Origin of the sequence: Prosthecobacter fluviatilis (genome assembly GCF_042655725.1) — a bacterium.
Lineage (GTDB): Bacteria > Verrucomicrobiota > Verrucomicrobiia > Verrucomicrobiales > Verrucomicrobiaceae > Prosthecobacter > Prosthecobacter fluviatilis.
The window spans coordinates 63,015-82,248 of record NZ_JBHSMQ010000014.1 but is presented as its reverse complement, the minus strand read 5'-3'; the positions used below and the strand labels follow the sequence as shown (position 1 = coordinate 82,248).

The following is a 19,234-nucleotide window of genomic DNA, read 5'->3' as shown; positions in this document are numbered from 1 at the left end:
GCAAGTCTTTCAGCGTGTATGGCTGGTGTCAACCAGCTGCGCTCACAAGAGTTGCGTTCAACGCTCCAACCAGAGAGCACTGCGCCGAAAATCCACGGTCAGGCGCGTGCCCTGCCAGAAGCGTGAACCGATGCGCTTGGGCCCTGGCATGACATACAGGGTGGCCCCAGGGTAGGTTTCTCCGCACAGCGTCGTCGCAGGCACTTGGATTGTGCGCGCTCCCACTTGGTCCGCCCGGACACTGCCGCCCACACCGCTCAGGATCAAACCTTCGCCCATGCTCATGCCATCGTGCGCATGGCCCAGACGGGCGGCGGTGCTTTGATCGATCACGATGCCCCAGGTCGAGCCCGAATCCACCACCGCATCCCAGGAGACTCGGCCAGAGCTGACACGAATGACGGGCATGCCGTTCACCCAGCGCAGCGGGGTACGAGTCGCCATGCTGCGGGTGGGCTGGAAAGGCCGTGAAAATCCCAGCTCCACGCTGTTGCGTTGATAATCAAGAGTCATGAAGCTGCAATGCCTGCGCAGGTGATCCATGCCCAGAATAGCGCTGCCGATACCGCCGGGCCTGAAGCCGGAAATACCACGCACCAGACAAGGCACGTCCGTGGTGTGCCATAGGCCGAGGTCCATCGTGCTCATCACCGCCTGGCTGGCCCCGGCAGTGCCATGCACGCCTCGGATCTGGAGCCTGCGGCCGCCGGAGGGCAGGAGACCACAGCCGGTGGCCACGTCAGGCTCAAAAACACTCAGCGTGGCGCCAGTGTCCAGCAGCAGAGGGATGGGGGGCAGGCCGTTGATGCTGGCCATGACATGCGGCGTCCCTGCACGCAGCTGCATCGGCACCGCCACGTCCGCTACGGGCCCCTGCGGCATCACCGGCGGGTACGGCAGCATGCAGGACGGCAGCAAACACACGATCCAGAGAACGGGCAACGTTTTCATGCAGCGGGGCGGGATGTTCGCGCCAATCCATGCGCACAGATCCCTCCGTTCTGTAAAATGAGACGATGATTCGTTCAAATCGCACACAAATTCTTGTGCCGTGCGTCGTACTGTCGGAGACTTTCGTTTTTTCAGTTCCTTCCATTCTCTCCTGATCTGAATGACCGCCTATCTGATCCGCCGCCTTCTGCTCATCCCGCCGACGCTCATCGGCATGACGCTGGTGGTGTTCCTCATCATCCGCTTCACGCCCGGCGGTCCCATGGAGCAGGCGCTGCTGGAGGCGCGCATGAAGACCGAAGGCCAGCGCGGCGGTGCCGGTCGTCAGCAGTCCAGCGGCCTGACGCCCGCCCAGCTGCTGAAACTCCAGGAGCAGTACGGCCACGACAAGCCTTTCCTCATCGCCTACGCCGCATGGCTGGGTGCCTGGCCCAAGGAAACGAACCGCTCCCGCGCAGACTTTGCGGAAGGCAAGACGGAGACCGAGGTGAAAATCCCCGGCACCGCCAGCGTGGCGAAGGTGAAACGCAGCAGTGACAACAGCGCGGAAATCCTGCCTGACAAAGACCTGGATCTCTCCTCCTGGCGTGCGCGCATCATCACCCCGGAACAGCAGAAGGTGGAATGGGAGAAGGCCAATCCCGGCCAGAAGCTGGACAAGCCGCAGCCCTACGTGGCGCTGATCTACCAGCCTAAGTTTGCCGGCGTGCTGGAGGGCAACCTGGGCGACTCCACCCGCTACAGCGAGCCGGTCTGGACCATGATGAAGCGCCGCTTTCCCATCTCCCTCTTCTACGGCATCGTCTCCATCCTGCTGACCTACCTGGTGTGCATTCCGCTGGGTGTGTTGAAGGCCATCAAGCACCGCACGCCCACGGACACCGCCACTTCAGTGCTGATCTTCTTTGGCTATGCCATCCCGGAGTTTGTACTGGGCGTGTTTCTGATGGTGATCTTTGCCGCGCGCCTGCGCTGGTTTCCGCTGGAGGGCTTTGTGAGCTCCAATTTTTCGGAGCTGGGGTTCTTCGGCAAAGTTTATGACCTCTTCCACCACGCCTTTCTGCCGCTGTGCTGCTACATGGTGGGCAGCTTTGCCGGCCTGACGATGCTGGTGAAAAACAACCTGCTGGACCAGCTGGCCAGCGACTATGTGCGCACCGCCGTGGCCAAGGGCGTGGAGTACAAGCGTGCCGTGATCGGCCATGCGCTGCGCAACTCCTTCATCCCCGTGGGTGCCACGATGGGCCAGGCACTCACGGTGCTGGTGGCGGGCAGCTTCCTGGTGGAGCGCATCTTTGACATCGACGGCTTCGGCCTCATGGGCTTCAACGCCCTGCTGGAGAAAGATTACCCCATCGTCATGGCCACCGTCACGGTCAGCGGGCTGCTGCTCATGCTGGGCAACGTGCTCTCCGACATGATCACCGCGCGGCTGGACCCCCGCATTCGTTTTGAGTGATGAACCGCAAACTCTCCATCGCTGCCATCATCGTCGGTGCGCTCGCCATTCTCGGCGAGCTGTGCGGGCTGCTGCTTCCCACCGTTTCCTGGTTCTTTGGCGTCGGCCCAAAGTTTGGCTGGGCCAGTTCTGTGCTGCTCATCGCAGGAGGCATTCTCGGCCTGCGGTTTTTACCGCGTGAGATCCGCTGGACGCCGGTGACGTTGCAGCGCTTCCGCCGTTTCCGCAGCATCGGCCGCGGCTGGTGGTCCTTCCGCATTCTGCTGGTGCTCATCGCGCTGGCGCTGCTGGATCAGGCGCTGGTGGGCAGGCGCGCGCTGATGGTGCGCTGCGATGGCAAAACGTATTTCCCCGCCTTTGTGCAAAAGCGCTATCAGTCGCAGGACTTTGGCATGAGCGGAGAGCAGGAGGCCAACTACCGCGAGCTGAAGGAACGCCTCGCAAAGGAGAAGCGTGGCTTTGTGCTGATGCCGCTGGTGCCGTGGGATCCCGTGCTGGACACCGACTCGCTGCAGTCCATCGCCCTGGAGCAGCGGGATGGGAAATGGTACAAACCCGGCGATGCCGAGCCCTACTCCGGACGCGCCCAAACATTCTACACCGACACGCCGGCGCAGAAGCACATGGACAGCCGTTTCCGCCACGGCGTGCCGGATGGTGAATCCCTCGGCTACACACGCACTGGCGCGCTGGCCGTCTCCGCCTTCCACAAGGCGGGAGCCAAGGAACGCGAAAGGTGGACCGGTGAGATGCCGCAGGAGGAGTTTGAGAAAGCAGCGACCACGTCCTACCAGATGATCGTTTATCCGGCCATTCCGCCGCTGTGGAAGGCGGGACACTACCTGGGTACGGACAGCCGCGGCTGGGACGTGCTGGCGCAGATCTACGGCGGCTGGCAGCTGAACCTGAAGGCGATCCTGCTCTACATTCTCTTCACCTATGGAGTGGGTACCCTCATCGGCCTGCTCATGGGCTATCTGGGCGGGGTGTTCGACATCGCCATGCAGCGCTGCATTGAGATCCTGGATGAGCTGCCCTTCCTCTACATCGTGATGATCCTCATCAGCATCATCGGCGTGGCGAACATGAACCTGCTGGTGCTGCTGGGGGTGATCTGCTTTTTCTCCTGGACGAGCCTGACCTATTCCCTGCGCGCCCTGGCCTACAAGGAAAAAGAACGCGACTACGTCTCCGCCGCGCGCCTGCAAGGGGCGAGCACCTGGCGCATCCTCACGCGCTACCTGCTGCCCAACATGCTGGCCACCATCGTGACGAAGATCCCCTTCAGCGTGGCCGCCATCATCTCCTCCCTCACCGCGCTGGCCTTCCTGGGCTTTGGCCTGCCTGAGACTTATCCGCAATGGGGCTGGCTGTTTGACGACGGCACCAGCCATCTCTCCGCCGTGTGGATCTCGCTCTCGATGTTCACCGCCATGGTCTTCATCCTCCTGCTCGTCACCTTTGTAGGCGAGGCGCTGCGCGAGGCTTTTGACCCGAAGAAGTTCACCACCTATCAATGATGCCTGCCGCACCACGTTCTCTGCTGGCCCTCTCCGCCGCGCTGCTGCTCGGCGGCGCGCTGCATGCCGCAGACTTCCCGCCCTATGACGGCACCAAGGAGCGCGAGGCCTTCTGGAGCTTTTACAACAAGAAGGTGCTCGCCGATCTCCAAGGCCAGGAGAAGGACCTGCCAGGCCTGATTGCCAAGGAAACCGACACCGCCAAAAAGGCCGAACTGGAGACCCAGCTGGCCAGCGTGCGCGAGCGCCTGAAAAAACCGGAGTACTTCACCTTTGCCAAGCCGGAGGACGTGCCGGCAGATCTGAAATGGGAGAACGGCATGGACGAGCCGGAGATCGGCGACTCGCATGCCAAAAAAGGTGGCACCATGCGCCTGTACATCCTCTCCTTTCCGCCCACGCTGCGCGTGCTGGGAGAGAACAGCAACAGCTCCTTCCGCGGCTATCAGTACGACGATGTGGAGATGGGGCTGATCAGCCTGCACCCGGAGACCGGTCGCGTGATCCCCGCCATCGCCAAGGAATGGGCTGTGGCACCGGACAACCGGACGGTGTACTTCCGGATCGACCCGGACGCGACCTTCTCCGACGGCACGCCGATCGAGGCGGACGACTTCTTCAACCAGTTCTACATGCAGCTGAGCGAGTACCCGAAGAATCCCTTCGGCAACCAATGGTACTCGGAGAACTACGCCAACATCACCCGCTACGATGCTCGCACGCTTTCCATCTCGCTCACGGAGCCCAAGCCGCTGGCGGCCTACTACGTGAACACTTCGCCGATGTCCCGGCGGTTCTACTCGGAGTTTGGGCCGGACTTTGAGCAGCGCTACCAGTGGCGCTGCCGGCCCACCTCGGGACCCTATGTCATCCGCGAGGAGGACATTCATTTCGGCAGAGACATCACCCTGACCCGCGTGAAAGACTGGTGGGCGCGGGACAAAAAATTCTCGCGTTACCGGTTCAATATCGATCACATCGTGTACCGCGTGGTGAGGCTGCAGGAGAAGGTGATGGAGCTCTTCCGGCAGGGCGAGATCGACGTGGAGGAGCTCATGATGGGCATCCCGGAATACTGGTATGAGCGGATGGAGATCCCCGAGGTGCACAAGGGCTACATCCAGAAGACGAAATTTTACAATGTCTGGCCGGGCTCCCACGCAGGGCTGTGGCTGAACTGCGCCATGCCGCCGCTGAACAACAAGGATGTGCGTCTGGGCCTGAGCTACGCCACGAACTACCAGAAGGTCATCGACTTTGACCTGCGCGGCGACTTCCAGCGCCTGACCTGCTTCAGCAAAGGATTCCCGCTCATCGGCGACCCGCCCATCACCGCCCGCCCCTTTGATGTGGAAAAGGCACGCGAGCATTTCGCCAAGGCCGGATACACCAAGCTGGGCAACGACGGCGTGCTGATGAACGACAAGGGGGAGCGCCTTTCGCTGACCATCCTGCACCGCAAGGTGGAGATCGTTCAGCGTGTGATGCAGCGCCTGAAGGAAGAGGCGCTGAAGGCTGGCGTGGAGTACAAGCTGGAAGGCCTGGAAAGCACGGCCTACTTCCAGAAAGCCACGCAGAAAAAGCATCAAATAGCCTCTGTGGCCTTCAGCGTGACTCCGCCGATCCCCGACCATTACCAGGCCTGGCACTCGAAGGACGCGCTGATGGAGGATGGCAAGACGCCCAAGCCCAACACCAACAACCTCTCCTGCTTTGCCGATCCGCGCATGGACAAGTTCTGCGAGGATGAACGCCACGCGACGACGATCGAGGAGATCCGCAAGGCTTCCTGGGGCGCGGACCAGATCATCTACGACGAAGCGCCCTGGATCCCGGCCTACGAGCAGAACTACTACCGCTGCGCCTACTGGCGCTGGGTGAAGTGGCCGGAGAAGACCTTCAACGTGGCCGTGAGCGAGCTGCCGATGTCCAACCACGTGCACTGGATCGACGAAGATGTGAAACGCGAAACCGAGGCCGCCATGCGCAGCGGCAAGTCCTTCCCGGAAACCGACCTGGTCTTTGACCAAAACCTCAAAGCAGGAGGAGCGAAGTGATGCCGGCCCCGATCCTAGACGTACGCAATCTGCGCGTCGGCTTCCAGACCGACAACGGCCTGCTCACCGCCGTGGATGACGTCAGCTTCAGCCTGGAAGCTGGCAAGACGCTTGGCCTTGTGGGCGAAAGCGGCTGTGGCAAAAGCGTGACCTCCATGAGCCTGATGCGCCTGCTGCCCCAACCGGCGGGGCGCATCCTGAATGGTCAGGTGCTGCTGGAGGGGAGGGACCTGGCCACGCTGCCGATCGAGGATATGCGCAAGATCCGTGGCAACGACATCGCCATGATCTTCCAGGAGCCAATGACCGCGCTGAACCCCGTGGAGCGTGTGGGCAAACAAATCATCGAGGCGATCCAGCTGCACGAGCCCACCACGCCGGACAAGGCGTTGAAACGCGCCGTGGAGCTGATGGAGTGGGTGGGCATCCCCGCGCCGGAGCAGCGCGTGAACGAATACCCGCACCAGCTCAGCGGTGGCATGCGCCAGCGTGTGATGATCGCCATGGCCCTCTCCTGCCACCCGAAGGTGCTCATCGCCGACGAGCCCACCACAGCGCTGGATGTGACCGTGCAGGCTCAGATTCTGGACCTCCTCAAACGCTTGCAGAAGGAAACAGGCATGGCGGTCATCCTTATCACCCACGACCTCGGCGTGATCGCCGAGACCTGCGACGATGTGGCCGTGATGTACGCCGGACGCATCGTGGAGCGCGGAGCGGTGCAGGACATCTTTGCGCGTCCGCTGCACCCCTACACGCAGGGCCTCATCCGCTGCCTGCCCAAGCTGGATCACCCGCCGAAAACCGCGCTGCCGGTGATCCCTGGCATGGTGCCCAGCCTGAGCGAGATGCCCGTTGGCTGCCGCTTTGCCTCGCGCTGCCCCAACAAGCACAGCAGCGACGTCACCTCCGCCCGCCAGCCCTGGAAGGAATGCGGCGGCGGCCACGGCGTGGAAGCCTGCGCCTGCTTTGCCTCCCAACTCTCTGCGTCATGAGCCTTCTCTCCGTACAAAACCTCAAGATGCACTTCCCGGTGCGCGGTGGCGTGTTTTACACGACGAAGGCAACATGCAAGGCCGTGGATGGCGTGAGCTTCGAGCTGAATCCGGGCGAGACACTTGGCCTTGTGGGCGAAAGCGGCTGCGGCAAGAGCACTGTGGCGCGCTCTGTGGTGCGCCTGCTGAAGCCGACCTCCGGCGGCGTGAATTTCAATGGCACGGACATCTCCACACTCTCGCAGAACGCATTGCGTTCTGTGCGCCGCGAGATGCAGATGGTCTTCCAGGACCCTGCGGAGTCTCTTAATCCACGCCACACGATCGGCCAGATTTTGGAGGAGCCTTTCGTGATTCAAAAGATGGGCACCCGCGCGGAGCGCGGCGAGTGGGTTGCTGAGCTGCTCCAGCGTGTGGGCCTGCCGGCAGATGCGGCGCATCGCTACCCCTTCGAATTCAGCGGCGGCCAGCGTCAGCGCATTGGCATCGCCCGCGCACTGGCTTTGAAGCCCAAGCTCATTGTCTGTGACGAACCCGTCTCCGCGCTGGATGTCTCGGTGCAGGCGCAGGTGCTCAACCTGCTGCTGGAGCTGCAGCGCGACTTTGGCCTGGCCTACCTCTTCATCGCCCACGATCTGAGCATCGTGAAGCACATGAGCGACCGCGTGGCAGTGATGTATCTGGGCAAGATCGTGGAGCTGGCTCCTGCCGCTGAGCTTTATCAGAACCCACGCCATGCCTACACCAAGGCGCTGCTGGATGCCATCCCGGTGGCGGATCCCGCGCAGCGCCGCACGCGCCAGCTCCTGCGCGGCGACGTGCCCTCTCCGATCAATCCGCCCGCCGGCTGTGCCTTTGGCCACCGCATGAAGCACCCGAACTGGCAGCAGAGCGTGAGCATGGACCTCACGCTCAAGGAGATCGCGCCGGGACATTTTGTGCAGCCTTGCCCGTGCTGCACGTGATGGGACTTGCCATGTGCTATGTGCTCTGGAGCATAGGCGGCTTCTTATGACGATTGACGATGTCTGAACAGACATTCCATGTCCATGCTGTCACACTCGGCCTAGGCGATGACCTGGAGCTGCTGGAGTGCCATGGCTTTCCCGAGGTGTCGAGCCTGGGAGACAGGCCCGGACGTGCCGCCGTGGGATTGCGCACCAAGATCGCCACGCTGCTGGCAGATGCCGAAGCGGTGCCTGCGGCCTCGCTGCACCGCCGCATGACGGGCAAAGACGCACGGGTGGAGCAGCTCACGCTCAGGCTTGAGCCGGCCAAAAAGCGCGCCGACTGGAAAGAGCCGGTGGAGCTGCGCTTTGACTACATCTCGTGGACCGAAGCGGAGGATCTGCACCTGGCCTTTGTGCCTGTGCTGGGCGTGCAGGTCATGGCCGCCAAGCCGGAGCAGATCCCTGCGCGTGTGGAAGCGCATGTGCGGCTGACGCTGGTGGACCGGGTGAAGAAGGTCACCCTGCAGAGGCTGGTGGTCTCGCAGTGTGTGAAAACCCTGCATGTGGATGCCCTGAGCGTCACGGCGGCCATCCCCACTCCACGACAGCTGGAGATGGAAAAAGAAGGCGAGAAGCAGACCAAGTCGATGCTCAAAGAGGTGGCGCTGAAGTTCACACGGCACCACACCGCGCCCGGGTTTGAACTGGAGGCCACGCTGCACCTGCTGCGCGAGTCCCTGGATGCGCGGCAGCCGGCCAGCGTGCTGCTGATCGGTCCTGCCGGTGTGGGAAAAACGGCTGCGGTGAGGGAGCTGGCACGCACCAGCGAGAGAAATGTGTGGAGCACCAGCGGGGCCCAGCTCATCGCGGGCCAGTCTGGCTTTGGGCAGTGGCAGGAGCGCTGCCGGGAGCTGTGCCGTGAAGCTGCAGCCACCAAGGCCGTGCTGCACCTTGGCAGTCTTCTGGAACTGATGGAAGTGGGGCAGCACAGCGCCAATGCGCAGAGCATCGCCAGCTTTCTGCGGCCGTGGATCGCGCGCGGTGAGCTGCTGGCCGTCGCCGAATGCACACCGGAGCAGCTGGCGGTGATCGAGCGGCGGGATCCGCACCTCGCAGGCGCCTTCATTCACGTCCGTGTGTCCGAACCTGCACCGGAGGTGACGCGCAGGATTTTGGGAAGCGTCTTCCACCATCTGGCACGAAAGGACAGCGACCACGCGCAGTCCGCAGCCGCGCTGGACTGGCTGCACCGCCTGCACCGGCGCTACGCCACCTATTCCGCCAATCCGGGGCGTCCCATCCGCTTTCTGACCACGCTGGTCACAGAGCAGCCCTCAGACCAGAAAACGCGGCTGACGCCGGAGCAGGTGACCGCCGCCTTCATGCGGGAGACGGGTCTGCCGGAGGTGCTGCTCAGGGATGAGCTGCCCCTGGACCTGGACACCACACGCACATGGTTCACGCAGCGCGTCATCGGGCAGCCAGAGGCGGTGGAGGCGGTGCTGGATCTGCTGGCCACGATCAAGGCGCGGCTGAACCGCCCCAGACAGCCGCTGGGCTCCTTCCTGTTTGTGGGCCCCACCGGCACCGGCAAGACGGAGCTGGCGAAGTCGCTGGCGGAGTTCCTGTTTGGCAGCGCCAGCCGCCTGGCGCGGTTTGACCTCAGCGAATTCAGCGATGCGGTCTCGGTGCAGCGCCTGATCGGCGGCATGGGCCAGACAGAAGGCCTGCTGACCGCGCGCATTCGCGAGCAGCCTTTCAGCGTGCTGCTGCTGGATGAATTTGAGAAGGCGGACCCGGCGTTCTTTGACCTGCTGCTGCAGATGCTTGGAGACGGGCGTCTCACGGACGCCGCAGGCCGCACGGCGGACTTTTGCAACACGGTCATCATCATGACCTCCAATCTGGGCGCGCGTGAGTTTCAGCGTGGCTCCATGGGCTTTGCCTCCGATGGGCAGGGTGATGATGGCGGCGCTCACTTCGACGAAGCTGCACGGCAGTTTCTGCGACCGGAGATTTACAACCGCCTCGGAGGCATCCTGCGCTTCCGCGCGCTGAGCCGGGACCTCATGCTGCGTGTCACGCGCCGGCATCTGGACCTCCTGCGGCAGCGCGATGGCATACGCCTGCGCGATGTCGATCTGCGTCTGGGCCCCGGTGTGGAGGAGCATCTGGCGGCCCTGGGGCATGACCCCAAATACGGCGCCAGGCCGCTGAAGCGTGTGCTGGAGCGCACGCTGATGGTGCCGCTGGCGGAGGTGCTGAACGAAGTGCGCCACCGCCAGCCGCTGGTGGCCACCGTCAATCTGAACAGGGGCCGGCTGGTCATCGAGGTCCGGCAGCGTCAGGCAGCCGAAGATGCCGCAGCCACCCGGCGTGCAGTGGAGCTGGCGGATGACGTGCTGGCTGCCCGCCGGCGTCTGTCCAAACTGGCGCGCAGCAGCACGGTGTCGGCGCTGGAGAATGAAGTGCCGCTGCTGGCCCTGCTCGAACGTCGCGGAGCCAAACGCGGCTGGCTCAGCCCGGAGGAGCAGACACGCCTCGTACGGCTGGGGCATCTGCGTCGCGCGCTCGCAGAGCTGGAGACGCTGGTGCAGCGCATGGACGCCCTGGAAACCGAGACGCTTGGCACTTTTCACCTGGCGGGTGGTTTTGACGCCACCACGCTGCAGCAGAGCCAGTCTGAAATCCAGCACGACAGGCTGCGGCTGCAGCGGGATTTTTTCCGCTTCAGCTTCCCTCAGCCGGACGAGATCGTGGTCGCCATCTACAGCGAGCACCGCGACTGGATGCAGCAGCTCATCAGCATCTATCTGGATCATGCCACCGCGCTGGGTGGCAGGCTGGCAGGGTTTGAGTTTGTGCTGCCTCCTGCCGGACGTGATGCGCCGGATGCCCAGACCCGGCGCGAGCCGGCGAAAAAAACTGAAGAACCGATGGCAAAGCCGCCCGGCGGTTGGGTAGGAGCGATCATGCACCTGCGCGGGGATCTGTTTCACCCGCGCTTCAAGCAGGAGACAGGTCTGCACGAGCTCGTGAGCAAAGGAGTGCGGCGGCTCTGCCTTGTCGAGGCCGCTGCCACCAGCCTCTCCGACTACGTGACGCCGACAGGGATTCACCGCGCCGGGTTCATCACAGACAAAGGCGTCAAACCGCAGCGCCTTTTCAATGTGGATGAGCAGAAGATCACCGACAGCATGATGGGTGAGTCGGCCTGGCCACGGCCTGAGCCGGAAGCGGCCATGCGCCGCCTCATCGAAGCACGCCTGACGCAAGCCGTGGAGGACATGGCATGACCATCACACTGCCCATTTATGTGGAGGAGCACCCGCGCGGCAGCGGCGAGGCCCCTTTGTTTGTGGTACGCCCGCTGCAGCAAGATGAGCCGGTGAGGAAATCCGAAAAACTGCAGCGCGCGCTGACGCAGCTGCAGACGGACCTGCATGCCAGGCTGCTGGAGATGTCCCGTGAAACCCGCCACGACGAACTGGCTCGCTGGTGCCTGCTGCCGGAGTATGAGAGCACTACGCTGGACCTGCGAATCGAGCTGAAAAGCGGCTCCCACCACCGGCGCTTTTTCATGGTGGGGTATGAGGGGCTGGGCCGCAGGCTGTGGTTCACCCCCAAGCTGCCGGGGCTGCACTTTGAAGTGCTCAAGGACCAGCGCCTGAACGAACGCGCCGCCGAAGTGCTGACGCATCATTTTCGTGAGCTGGAAAAGAACGGCGACGCCGTGGATCTGGATGACCATGCGCTGCCCACCCCGGGCAAAGCGCGCCTGACCCTGATCGAGGTGAAGGTGAAGCCTGTGCTGAATGCGCTGAAGAAAAAGACGTCTGAACGGAGCTCCATCTTTGGCGGCGATGATGCCAGGCTGGATGGCGAAGCCGAACTGCGCAAAACAGGCCGCCTGCTGAACACGCTCTATCCGGATGATCTGCCGAGGGCGGTCGGGCGCGATGCGGTGGTGGCCGATCTGGCGCGCTGGCTGCGCCTGCCGGACAAACGCGCGATCCTGCTGGTGGGTCCGCGCCAGGTGGGCAAGACAGCCGTGGTGCAGGAGTTTGTCTGGCGCATGATGGCGGACAAAGAGTGGACACGCCGGCGCAATGTCTGGCGGGTATCTCCCATGCGCCTGATCAGCGGCATGAGCCACGTGGGCCAGTGGCAGAAGCGTGTGCAGGCCATCTGCGACCATGTGGAGCGCAGCGACGCCGTGCTTTGTCTTGAGGACCTGCCCAGCCTCTTCACCGCCGGCAAAAGCGCAAACAGCGACATGAACGTGGCGCAGCTTCTCAAGCTGCGGCTGGAAAAGCGCTCCATGCGCGTGCTGGCTGAGATCACGCCGGAATCCTGGCGCGTGCTGCAGGAGCGGGACCGCGCCCTGGCCGACCTGTTTCATGTGCTGCCTGTGCCGGAACCGGCAGAGGCGGACACGCTGCGCATTCTGGTGAGCGTGGCGCGCGAGCTGGAGCGCGAGCATGACTGCTCCTTTGCGCTGGATGTGGTGCCGACGAGCTATGAACTGCACCGCCGCTTTGCCGGAGACGCGGCTTTTCCGGGCAAGGCCGCGAGCTTCATGCACAGGCTGGCGGTGAAGCACGCCGGCAAGCCCTGCGACCGCAGTGCGGTGCTGGAGGAATTCCGCGAACGCAGCGGCCTGCAGCTTTCCATGCTCGACAACAGCCAGGCGCTGGACCGCGACAGCATTGTGCAGGCGCTGCAAAAGCAGGTGTCCGGACAGGACCCGGTGCTGCATGCGTTTGCCGATGTGCTGCTGCAGCTGAAAGCGCGGCTGAATGACCCGCGGCGACCGCTGGCGGCTTTTCTCCTGCTGGGCCCCACCGGCGTGGGCAAGACCCAATGCGCGAAAGCCTTGGCGCAGCATCTGTTTGGCCATGAGGACCGGCTGCTGCGCTTTGACATGAACGAAATGGTGGACGCCAGCGCGGTGCTGCGTCTCACGGGCACTCCCGCCAAGCCGGACGGCCTGCTGACAGGCGCGATACGCCGCCAGCCCTTTTCTGTCGTGCTGCTGGATGAGATTGAAAAAGCGGCACCGGAGGTCTTCGACATGCTGCTCGGCGTCCTGGACGAAGGCCGGCTGAGCGATGCGCTGGGCCGCGTGGCGGACTTCACGAGCAGCGTGATCCTGCTCACTTCAAACCTTGGTGTAAAGGAGGCGGGCTCACGCATCGGCTTCAGCGGCGACGCCCAGGAGACGGAGCTGGAGGCATCCTACATCAAGGCCGCAGAGCGGTTCTTCAGGCCGGAATTCTTCAACCGCCTGGACCGTGTGCTGCCTTTCCGCGAGCTGACGCGCGAGCATCTCTCCGCCATCACCAGCCGCCTGCTTGCCGAGGTGCTTAAGCGCGACGGCCTGCGCCAGCGGCAGTGTTTGTTCAGCTTCACAAGCGCAGCCGCAGAGAGGCTGGCGGAGCTGGGGCACCACCCGCAGCTGGGCGCGCGTGCTTTGAAGCGCGTCATCGAGCGCGAGGTCGCGCAGCCGCTGGCGGCAGAGCTGGCGGCGCGCATGCCCGGCATGCCGCTGCGCATGGAGCTGCGCTGTGCAGGCGGCCGGTTCTCCCTGCACACGCAGACACTGCAGCCGGTGCCGCGCCAGGTGTACTGGCCCGAGCGTCTGTCCCGCGAGGATGTGGACAAAAACACCGTGCTGGATGCCGCCCATGACGCTCTGGACCGTCTGAGCGACCAGATCGAGCTGCATGCGCCCAAGGGCACGGTGGAACTCAGCGCCCTCACCGCCGCGCAGGAACGCTATTACCACTGCCGCGAGCAGGTGAAGAAAGTGGAGCGCCTGCTCAGCGCCGCAGAGGCTTCCATGAATGCCAAACCCTCCAGGCAGAGCCGCGCGATGTCCGTCTCACGGGCAAGGCCGGTCAAGATTCTGGTGCGCCAGTATTTCAGCGGCAACCCGCGCTTTGACCGCGAGAGAGACGCGGAGCTGCATGAGAGCCAGCTCGCAGAAATCGAGGCCGGAGAGCATGACATCATCGAGACGCCGCTATTTGCAGCATTGCGCGAGCTTTCGCTGCTGGAGCTGATGGCCTCAGAGCCCTATCAGGATGAAGCCGTGTCCTGGGTGATTCGCGGGCAGGGCGTGCAGTCGCTGCTCATGGCGCTGGAGTTTCGGAAACAGGTGCAGACGCTGCTGAGCAGCCACTGGGGCACAGCCGTGAAGCTGCTGCCCGACAGCAGCGAATCGCACGAACCTTTTCAAATCGGCCTTGAAGCCGCCGGGCTCAACGTCGCACACCTGCTGCAGCCGCTCACCGGAACCTGGCTGCTGAATGACGCTGAAGGCACGCTGCACATCCTGACGGTGGGCATGGAGCCAAATGCACCGGAGGAGGCAGCGGCGCAGGAGGTGCCGCTGGTGATGACCCTGATGCGCGACCGCCGCCTGCTCTGCCACCGCACCGGCCTGCTGCTGGCGGAGGATGCCGATGCAGAGGCCTTCCGTGCGTTTCATCTGCCCGCACTGCCGCTGCCTGCGGAGCTGCTGGGACTGCTGCAACCCCAAACCTGAACCCCCGCCCATGGCCACACATGTTTATCCTGTCCTGCTCTGGCGTGATGCCGGCGGCGGAGTCACGGGCGTGCTTGTCGGGGATTACCGCAGCGCCACCGCCTATGCCGGCACTCCGCAGGAAGTGCTGCGACAGCTGGGTGATGCCCTGGACTGGCGTGCGGAGCATGAGTCATGGAGCATCGGCCCGGAGCTGGTGGAGCCACAGCTGCGGGAGGTGAAGGTGGATGTGCGGGCGCAATACAAGGACGAGACGGAGCATCGCCTGATCCCGAGCCCTGAGACCATCACTCTGCGCGTGCCATGCGTGACAGGAAAGGCGGAGAACGGCCTGGCAGTATGCGAGGTGCCGGTGCTGGACCTGCGCTTTCATTTTCATAATGAGGCGCAGCTCAAGGACCTGGTGCGGCACTACGTGAAAGACCACCTCACCGGCACAACACCCGCGGCGCTGACCCTGAAACTGCCGCCGCGCGGAGTGTGGCTGGACAAGGTGAGCGTGCGCGACCTGCAAAGCTCCGCCCGCCAGACACCCATGCGCGAACGCGAGGACATGAAGGTGCTTTTCACCGTGGCGGATGCGCTGCTGCATGAGCGCGGCCACCAGTCTGCGGCCTATGGCCGGGAGGGGCTGGTGATGGCACTGATGAACAAGCTGCAGCACGAGCGCGCCCATGTGCTGCTCGTGGGCGAACCCGGCTGCGGCAAGAGCACCATCCTGCACGATGCAGCACGGCGCATGGCGCGGCTGAGCACGGATGAAGAAGACGACAAATCCATGCGCACCTGGCGCTGCTGGCGCGGAAGCGGCGCACGCATGATCGCGGGCATGAAGTATCTCGGCCAGTGGGAGGAACGCTGCGAAGATTTCATCCGGCGGCTGAGCGAGATCGAAGGCATTTTCTGCGTGGAGAATCTGCTGGAGCTGCTGCGTGTGGGTGGCGCCGAGGCCAATGACAGCGTGGGCGCATTCCTTCTGCCATATCTGCAGCGCCGTGAGCTGCACATGGTGGCCGAGGCCACGCCGGCGGAGGTGGATGCCTGCCGCCGCCTCATGCCAGGTTTGCTGGACGTGTTTCAGATCGTTCATGTACCGCCCTTTGACGACGGCGGGGCCCGCTCGGTGCTGGAGCGCGTGGCGCATGCCTGCGCAAGCTCCGGAAGGCTGGAATTTGAAGCGGGCTGCGTGGGCCTGGTGCACCGCCTCTTCCGGCGCTTCCAGCCCTATGCAGCATTTCCAGGCCCCGCTGCGGCATTCATTCGCAAACTGGCCGAACAGGCGGCACGCCAGCCCTTGGAAGAGCGCAGTGTTTCGGCAGACGATGTGATGGCGCTCTTCATCCAGCAAACCGGCCTGCCGGAGCTGCTGCTGCGCGATGAAGTGCCGCTGCCTCTGGAAGACGTGCAGGCGGCTCTGGCGCGGCAGATCATCGGCCAGTCCGCTGCAGTGGACGCTGCGGCGCGTGTCATCACCAGCATCAAGGCGGGCATGACAGATCCTGCGCGACCTCAGGGCGTGCTGCTTTTCTGCGGTCCCACCGGAGTGGGCAAGACGGCGCTCGCGCGGGCGATGGCGGAGTTTTGCTTTGGCGCAGGTGCGGAAAAGGAGCGGCTGGTCCGTCTGGACATGAGCGAGTACAGCGGCTGGGGCGCCGCCAACCGCCTGCTGCACTCCCCGGAGGGAGATGCTGCCTCATGGATTCAGAAACTGCGCCGCCAGCCCTTCAGCGTGCTGCTTTTTGATGAAGTGGAAAAGGCCGCCGCAGAAGCCTATGACGTGCTGCTGGGCCTGCTGGATGAGGGCCGCCTCACAGATCGCTTTGGCCGGGTGACGGACTTTCGCAGCGCGATCATCGTGATGACCTCCAACCTTGGCGCCAGCTCCAAAGGAGCCATGGGTTTTGGCTCCGAAAATGCCACACCTGGCTTTGAAAGCGCCGTGAAGAAATTTTTCCGGCCCGAGTTTTTCAACCGCCTGGATGCCGTGGTGACCTTTGACCCGCTGGCGAAAGAGCATGTGCGGGAGATTGCACTGAAGGAGCTGCAGGAACTTTCCACCCGTGAGGGCCTCTCTGCCGCAGGACTGCAGCTGGCGTGGAGCGACGCGCTGCTGGCCAGGCTTGTGCAAGACGGTTACGACCACCGCTTCGGCGCGCGCCCGCTGCAGCGGGCACTGGAAAGAATGGTGGTGACGCCACTGGCCAAGTGGCGTCTCGAACATCCGCAGCGTCAAAGCGGCACCATCACGGTGACGCTGAGCGAAGACGGCTCAACGCAGCTCCAGTGGTCCTGATGCTGATCAGTGCGCCGTGGCCTTCTCGGCACCGAGGCCGGTGTGGGCGCGGACGGTGAGTTCGGCATACTTGGCCTCAGCCTCGAGATCGCGCGGAGTGAGGATGGTGCCGAGCCAGGCGGCGAGGAAGCCGACGGGGATGCTGACGATGCCGGGGTTTTCCAGCGGGAAGATGGCGCCAGCCTTGCCGAAGATGCCGTTCGGGCTCAGCAGGATGAGGAGGATGGAGGAGAGCAGGCCGACACTGAGACCGGCCACGGCTCCAGCGGTGTTGAAGCGCTTCCAGAACACGCTGAAGATGATGACGGGCAGGTTGGCGCTGGCGGCCACTGCGAAGGCGAGACCGACGAGGAAAGCGGTGTTCACGCTGGGGCCCAGAAAGATGGCGATGCTGATGCTGACGGCACCCACGCAGAAGGCGGTGATGCGTGCCACTTTCACTTCCGCGCCCGGGCGGTTCTCCTTGCCGTGATGGATCACGTTGGAGTAGAAGTCATGCGCAAAGCTGGCGCTGGCGCTCATGGTCAGACCGGCGACAACGGCAAGGATGGTGGCAAAGGCCACGGCGCTGATGAAGGCGAAAAACAGCTCGCCACCGAGGAACTTGGCCAGGATGGGGGCGACCATGTTGGTGTCCGGTTTGCCGGCGATGGTGATGAGCTCCTTCTTGAGGATGGTGGCGGCGCCAAAGCCGAAGAAGGTCGTCATGATGTAGAAGAGGCCGATGATGGCCATGGCCCACACCACGCTGGAGCGTGCGGTCTTGGCGTCCGGCACGGTGTAAAAGCGCACCAGGATGTGCGGCAGGCCTGCGGTACCCAGCACGAGGCCGAGGCAGAGGGAGATGAGGTCCAGCGGGCCCCATGGGCCGGCCTTGGCCACGCCGTATTTCAGACCGGGCTCCATCAGATTTTTCGGGGTGTCACTGCCGCCGTAGTCGGCATGAGAGACGGCCTCAAAGAACTTGGCGAAGCTGAAGCTGTGATGCTTGAGCACGAGGTAGCTCAGCAGCATGGCGCCTGCAATGAGCAGCAGGGCCTTGATGATCTGCACCCAGGTGGTGGCCAGCATGCCGCCGAAGACCACATACACCAGCATGAGAATGCCCACGCCGATCACGGCCGGTGCGAACTCGATATTGATCAGACGCTCGATGATGCCGCCTGCGCCCACCATCTGCGCGATCATGTAGATGGTGGAAACCGTCAGCGTGCTGAGGGAGGCCAGCGCGCGCACCGGGCGCGGCTTGAGGCGGTAGGCCAGGAGGTCGGCCATGGTGTACTTGCCCGCGTTGCGCAGCGGCTCGGCCACGATGAGCAGCACCGTGATGTAGGCCACCAGGAAGCCCACGGAGTACATGAAACCGTCATAGCCGGCAAAGCAGATCATGCCCGAGATTCCAAGGAAGGAGGCGGCGCTCATGTAGTCGCCAGCCACAGCGAGGCCGTTCTGCCAGCCAGTGATGCTGCGGCCTGCTGCGAAGTAGGCGCTGGCGCCGGTGTTCTTTTTAGCGGCGTAAAAAGTGATGAGGAGTGTCAGGCCGACGAAGGCCAAGAACATGATCTGCGCGATGGTCATATAGAAAAGATAAAAAATTAAAGATGAAAGATGAATCAAAGCTTTCGCTTCGCCTGAATGACAACGGTGGTCATGATTGCATTGAGTTCGGATGCCTCCTGAAAAAGATCTTTCAGTCTGGCGGGTTTAAGCAGCTTGTGATCCTGGATAAGTTCAAGCCAAAGCGTGGTTTCTTCGAGTTCTTGGATGGCTCCTTCGATTTTGCTGATGAAGTCCTTGGGCGACTTTGGCCTCTTGCCTTCCCGAGTCTGGGCTGCAACAGAAGTGGCAGAGCGCAGTACCTGGGGACCAAATACCTTTGTCAGGTCGTTCTTCGGCAGCGCGAGGTGCATGTTGATGATTCGTGAGGCGAAAGTCTTGGTGCGAACTGGCAGGTCCGTCATAGAAAGCCCCGGTGGTGTTTTATTTTTTAGTTTTTATCCTTCATCTTTCTCAATGGTGTCCGTCGATCACCTCAGCGGCCGCCTTGTCCCACTTGGCCGCGACGCGCACGTAGATGAAGGCCATGATCCAGGCCATGAAGAACTGGGAGAGCGCAAAGACGTAGGCGATGTTCACCTCTCCCCAGACCTTCTGCTTCATGAGGTCCGGGCAGTAGCCCACCAGCACGGGAAGCGCGAGGTAGTAGATGAGGAAGAAGATCGTGGCGGGAATGATGAAGGCCTTTTTCCGCGCCATCAAAGTGCGGAATTCCGGCTTCTCCTCCAGCTTTTCCCAGTTCACAGGTGTTTTTTGGCTCATAATCGGGCGCGAGAGTATGGAGACAGACGCTGGATGGCAAGAGTGGAAAGCACCGGAGGTGAAAATGCCTGTTTTTTCACTTCTCCAGAAAGTGGCGTCTCCATAAACGCAGGCTTTAGGCATCCTTTGACCGGCTTGTT

At 63.1% G+C, this 19,234-nt stretch carries 12 protein-coding genes; 8 read left to right on the top strand and 4 right to left on the bottom strand.

Features of this window, described 5'->3' with window-relative positions; genetic code table 11:
- Window positions 1-57: 57 nt before the first annotated feature.
- Window positions 58-951 (bottom strand): aspartyl protease family protein, encoded by an 894-nt coding sequence (locus ACFQDI_RS23985; RefSeq protein WP_377171812.1) that lies wholly within the window; start codon window positions 949-951, stop codon window positions 58-60.
- 160 nt (window positions 952-1,111) lie between these two features.
- Here ACFQDI_RS23985 and ACFQDI_RS23980 point away from each other — a divergent pair, with 160 nt between their 5' ends.
- From ACFQDI_RS23980 to ACFQDI_RS23945, 8 genes are read left to right on the top strand one after another with little or no spacing between them, the layout of a single operon-like run.
- Complete coding sequence (locus ACFQDI_RS23980) at window positions 1,112-2,410, top strand: ABC transporter permease subunit (protein ID WP_377171810.1); 1,299 nt, start codon at window positions 1,112-1,114, stop codon at window positions 2,408-2,410.
- Window positions 2,410-3,930: an ABC transporter permease subunit gene (locus tag ACFQDI_RS23975; RefSeq protein ID WP_377171808.1), complete on the top strand. Its 1,521-nt coding sequence runs from the start codon at window positions 2,410-2,412 to the stop codon at window positions 3,928-3,930. Before ACFQDI_RS23980 ends, ACFQDI_RS23975 begins: the two co-directional genes overlap by 1 nt.
- Entirely contained in the window at window positions 3,930-5,987 is a 2,058-nt protein-coding gene (locus ACFQDI_RS23970) for an extracellular solute-binding protein (RefSeq protein WP_377171806.1), read from the top strand. Before ACFQDI_RS23975 ends, ACFQDI_RS23970 begins: the two co-directional genes overlap by 1 nt.
- Entirely contained in the window at window positions 5,987-6,982 is a 996-nt protein-coding gene (locus tag ACFQDI_RS23965) for an ABC transporter ATP-binding protein (protein ID WP_377171804.1), read from the top strand. Before ACFQDI_RS23970 ends, ACFQDI_RS23965 begins: the two co-directional genes overlap by 1 nt.
- The gene (locus ACFQDI_RS23960) at window positions 6,979-7,947 is read left to right on the top strand and encodes an ABC transporter ATP-binding protein (protein ID WP_377171802.1); all 969 of its coding nucleotides are present in this window, start codon (window positions 6,979-6,981) and stop codon (window positions 7,945-7,947) included. The genes ACFQDI_RS23965 and ACFQDI_RS23960 overlap by 4 nt, the downstream gene beginning before the upstream one ends.
- A gap of 59 nt (window positions 7,948-8,006) precedes the next feature.
- Window positions 8,007-11,228, top strand: a complete 3,222-nt coding sequence (locus ACFQDI_RS23955) for an AAA family ATPase (protein ID WP_377171800.1) — start codon at window positions 8,007-8,009, stop codon at window positions 11,226-11,228.
- Window positions 11,225-14,482, top strand: coding sequence for an AAA family ATPase (locus ACFQDI_RS23950; protein ID WP_377171798.1), 3,258 nt, complete (start codon window positions 11,225-11,227; stop codon window positions 14,480-14,482). Before ACFQDI_RS23955 ends, ACFQDI_RS23950 begins: the two co-directional genes overlap by 4 nt.
- 10 nt (window positions 14,483-14,492) lie before the next feature.
- On the top strand, window positions 14,493-16,775 hold the full coding sequence (locus ACFQDI_RS23945; RefSeq protein WP_377171796.1) for an AAA family ATPase: 2,283 nt from the start codon (window positions 14,493-14,495) through the stop codon (window positions 16,773-16,775).
- Between the two features lie 6 nt (window positions 16,776-16,781).
- On the opposite strand, the gene ACFQDI_RS23940 is transcribed toward ACFQDI_RS23945, so the two are convergent.
- The 3 genes from ACFQDI_RS23940 to ACFQDI_RS23930 are packed head-to-tail and all read right to left on the bottom strand — an operon-like array spanning window position 16,782 to window position 19,094.
- Window positions 16,782-18,353, bottom strand: coding sequence for a solute symporter family protein (locus ACFQDI_RS23940; protein ID WP_377171794.1), 1,572 nt, complete (start codon window positions 18,351-18,353; stop codon window positions 16,782-16,784).
- 35 nt (window positions 18,354-18,388) lie between these two features.
- Complete coding sequence (locus tag ACFQDI_RS23935; protein WP_377171792.1) at window positions 18,389-18,736, bottom strand: four helix bundle protein; 348 nt, start codon at window positions 18,734-18,736, stop codon at window positions 18,389-18,391.
- 49 nt (window positions 18,737-18,785) lie between these two features.
- A complete protein-coding gene (locus ACFQDI_RS23930) occupies window positions 18,786-19,094 on the bottom strand; it encodes a DUF485 domain-containing protein (RefSeq protein ID WP_377171790.1) in 309 nt (102 codons plus the stop codon).
- Window positions 19,095-19,234 lie beyond the last annotated feature (140 nt).

Coding starts and splice junctions, on each gene's coding strand:
- ACFQDI_RS23985 (WP_377171812.1), bottom strand. CDS start 951: ATGAAAACGTTGCCCGTTCTCTGGATCGTGTGTTTGCTGCCGTCCTGC.
- ACFQDI_RS23980 (WP_377171810.1), top strand. CDS start 1,112: ATGACCGCCTATCTGATCCGCCGCCTTCTGCTCATCCCGCCGACGCTC.
- ACFQDI_RS23975 (WP_377171808.1), top strand. CDS start 2,410: ATGAACCGCAAACTCTCCATCGCTGCCATCATCGTCGGTGCGCTCGCC.
- ACFQDI_RS23970 (WP_377171806.1), top strand. CDS start 3,930: ATGCCTGCCGCACCACGTTCTCTGCTGGCCCTCTCCGCCGCGCTGCTG.
- ACFQDI_RS23965 (WP_377171804.1), top strand. CDS start 5,987: ATGCCGGCCCCGATCCTAGACGTACGCAATCTGCGCGTCGGCTTCCAG.
- ACFQDI_RS23960 (WP_377171802.1), top strand. CDS start 6,979: ATGAGCCTTCTCTCCGTACAAAACCTCAAGATGCACTTCCCGGTGCGC.
- ACFQDI_RS23955 (WP_377171800.1), top strand. CDS start 8,007: ATGTCTGAACAGACATTCCATGTCCATGCTGTCACACTCGGCCTAGGC.
- ACFQDI_RS23950 (WP_377171798.1), top strand. CDS start 11,225: ATGACCATCACACTGCCCATTTATGTGGAGGAGCACCCGCGCGGCAGC.
- ACFQDI_RS23945 (WP_377171796.1), top strand. CDS start 14,493: ATGGCCACACATGTTTATCCTGTCCTGCTCTGGCGTGATGCCGGCGGC.
- ACFQDI_RS23940 (WP_377171794.1), bottom strand. CDS start 18,353: ATGACCATCGCGCAGATCATGTTCTTGGCCTTCGTCGGCCTGACACTC.
- ACFQDI_RS23935 (WP_377171792.1), bottom strand. CDS start 18,736: ATGACGGACCTGCCAGTTCGCACCAAGACTTTCGCCTCACGAATCATC.
- ACFQDI_RS23930 (WP_377171790.1), bottom strand. CDS start 19,094: ATGAGCCAAAAAACACCTGTGAACTGGGAAAAGCTGGAGGAGAAGCCG.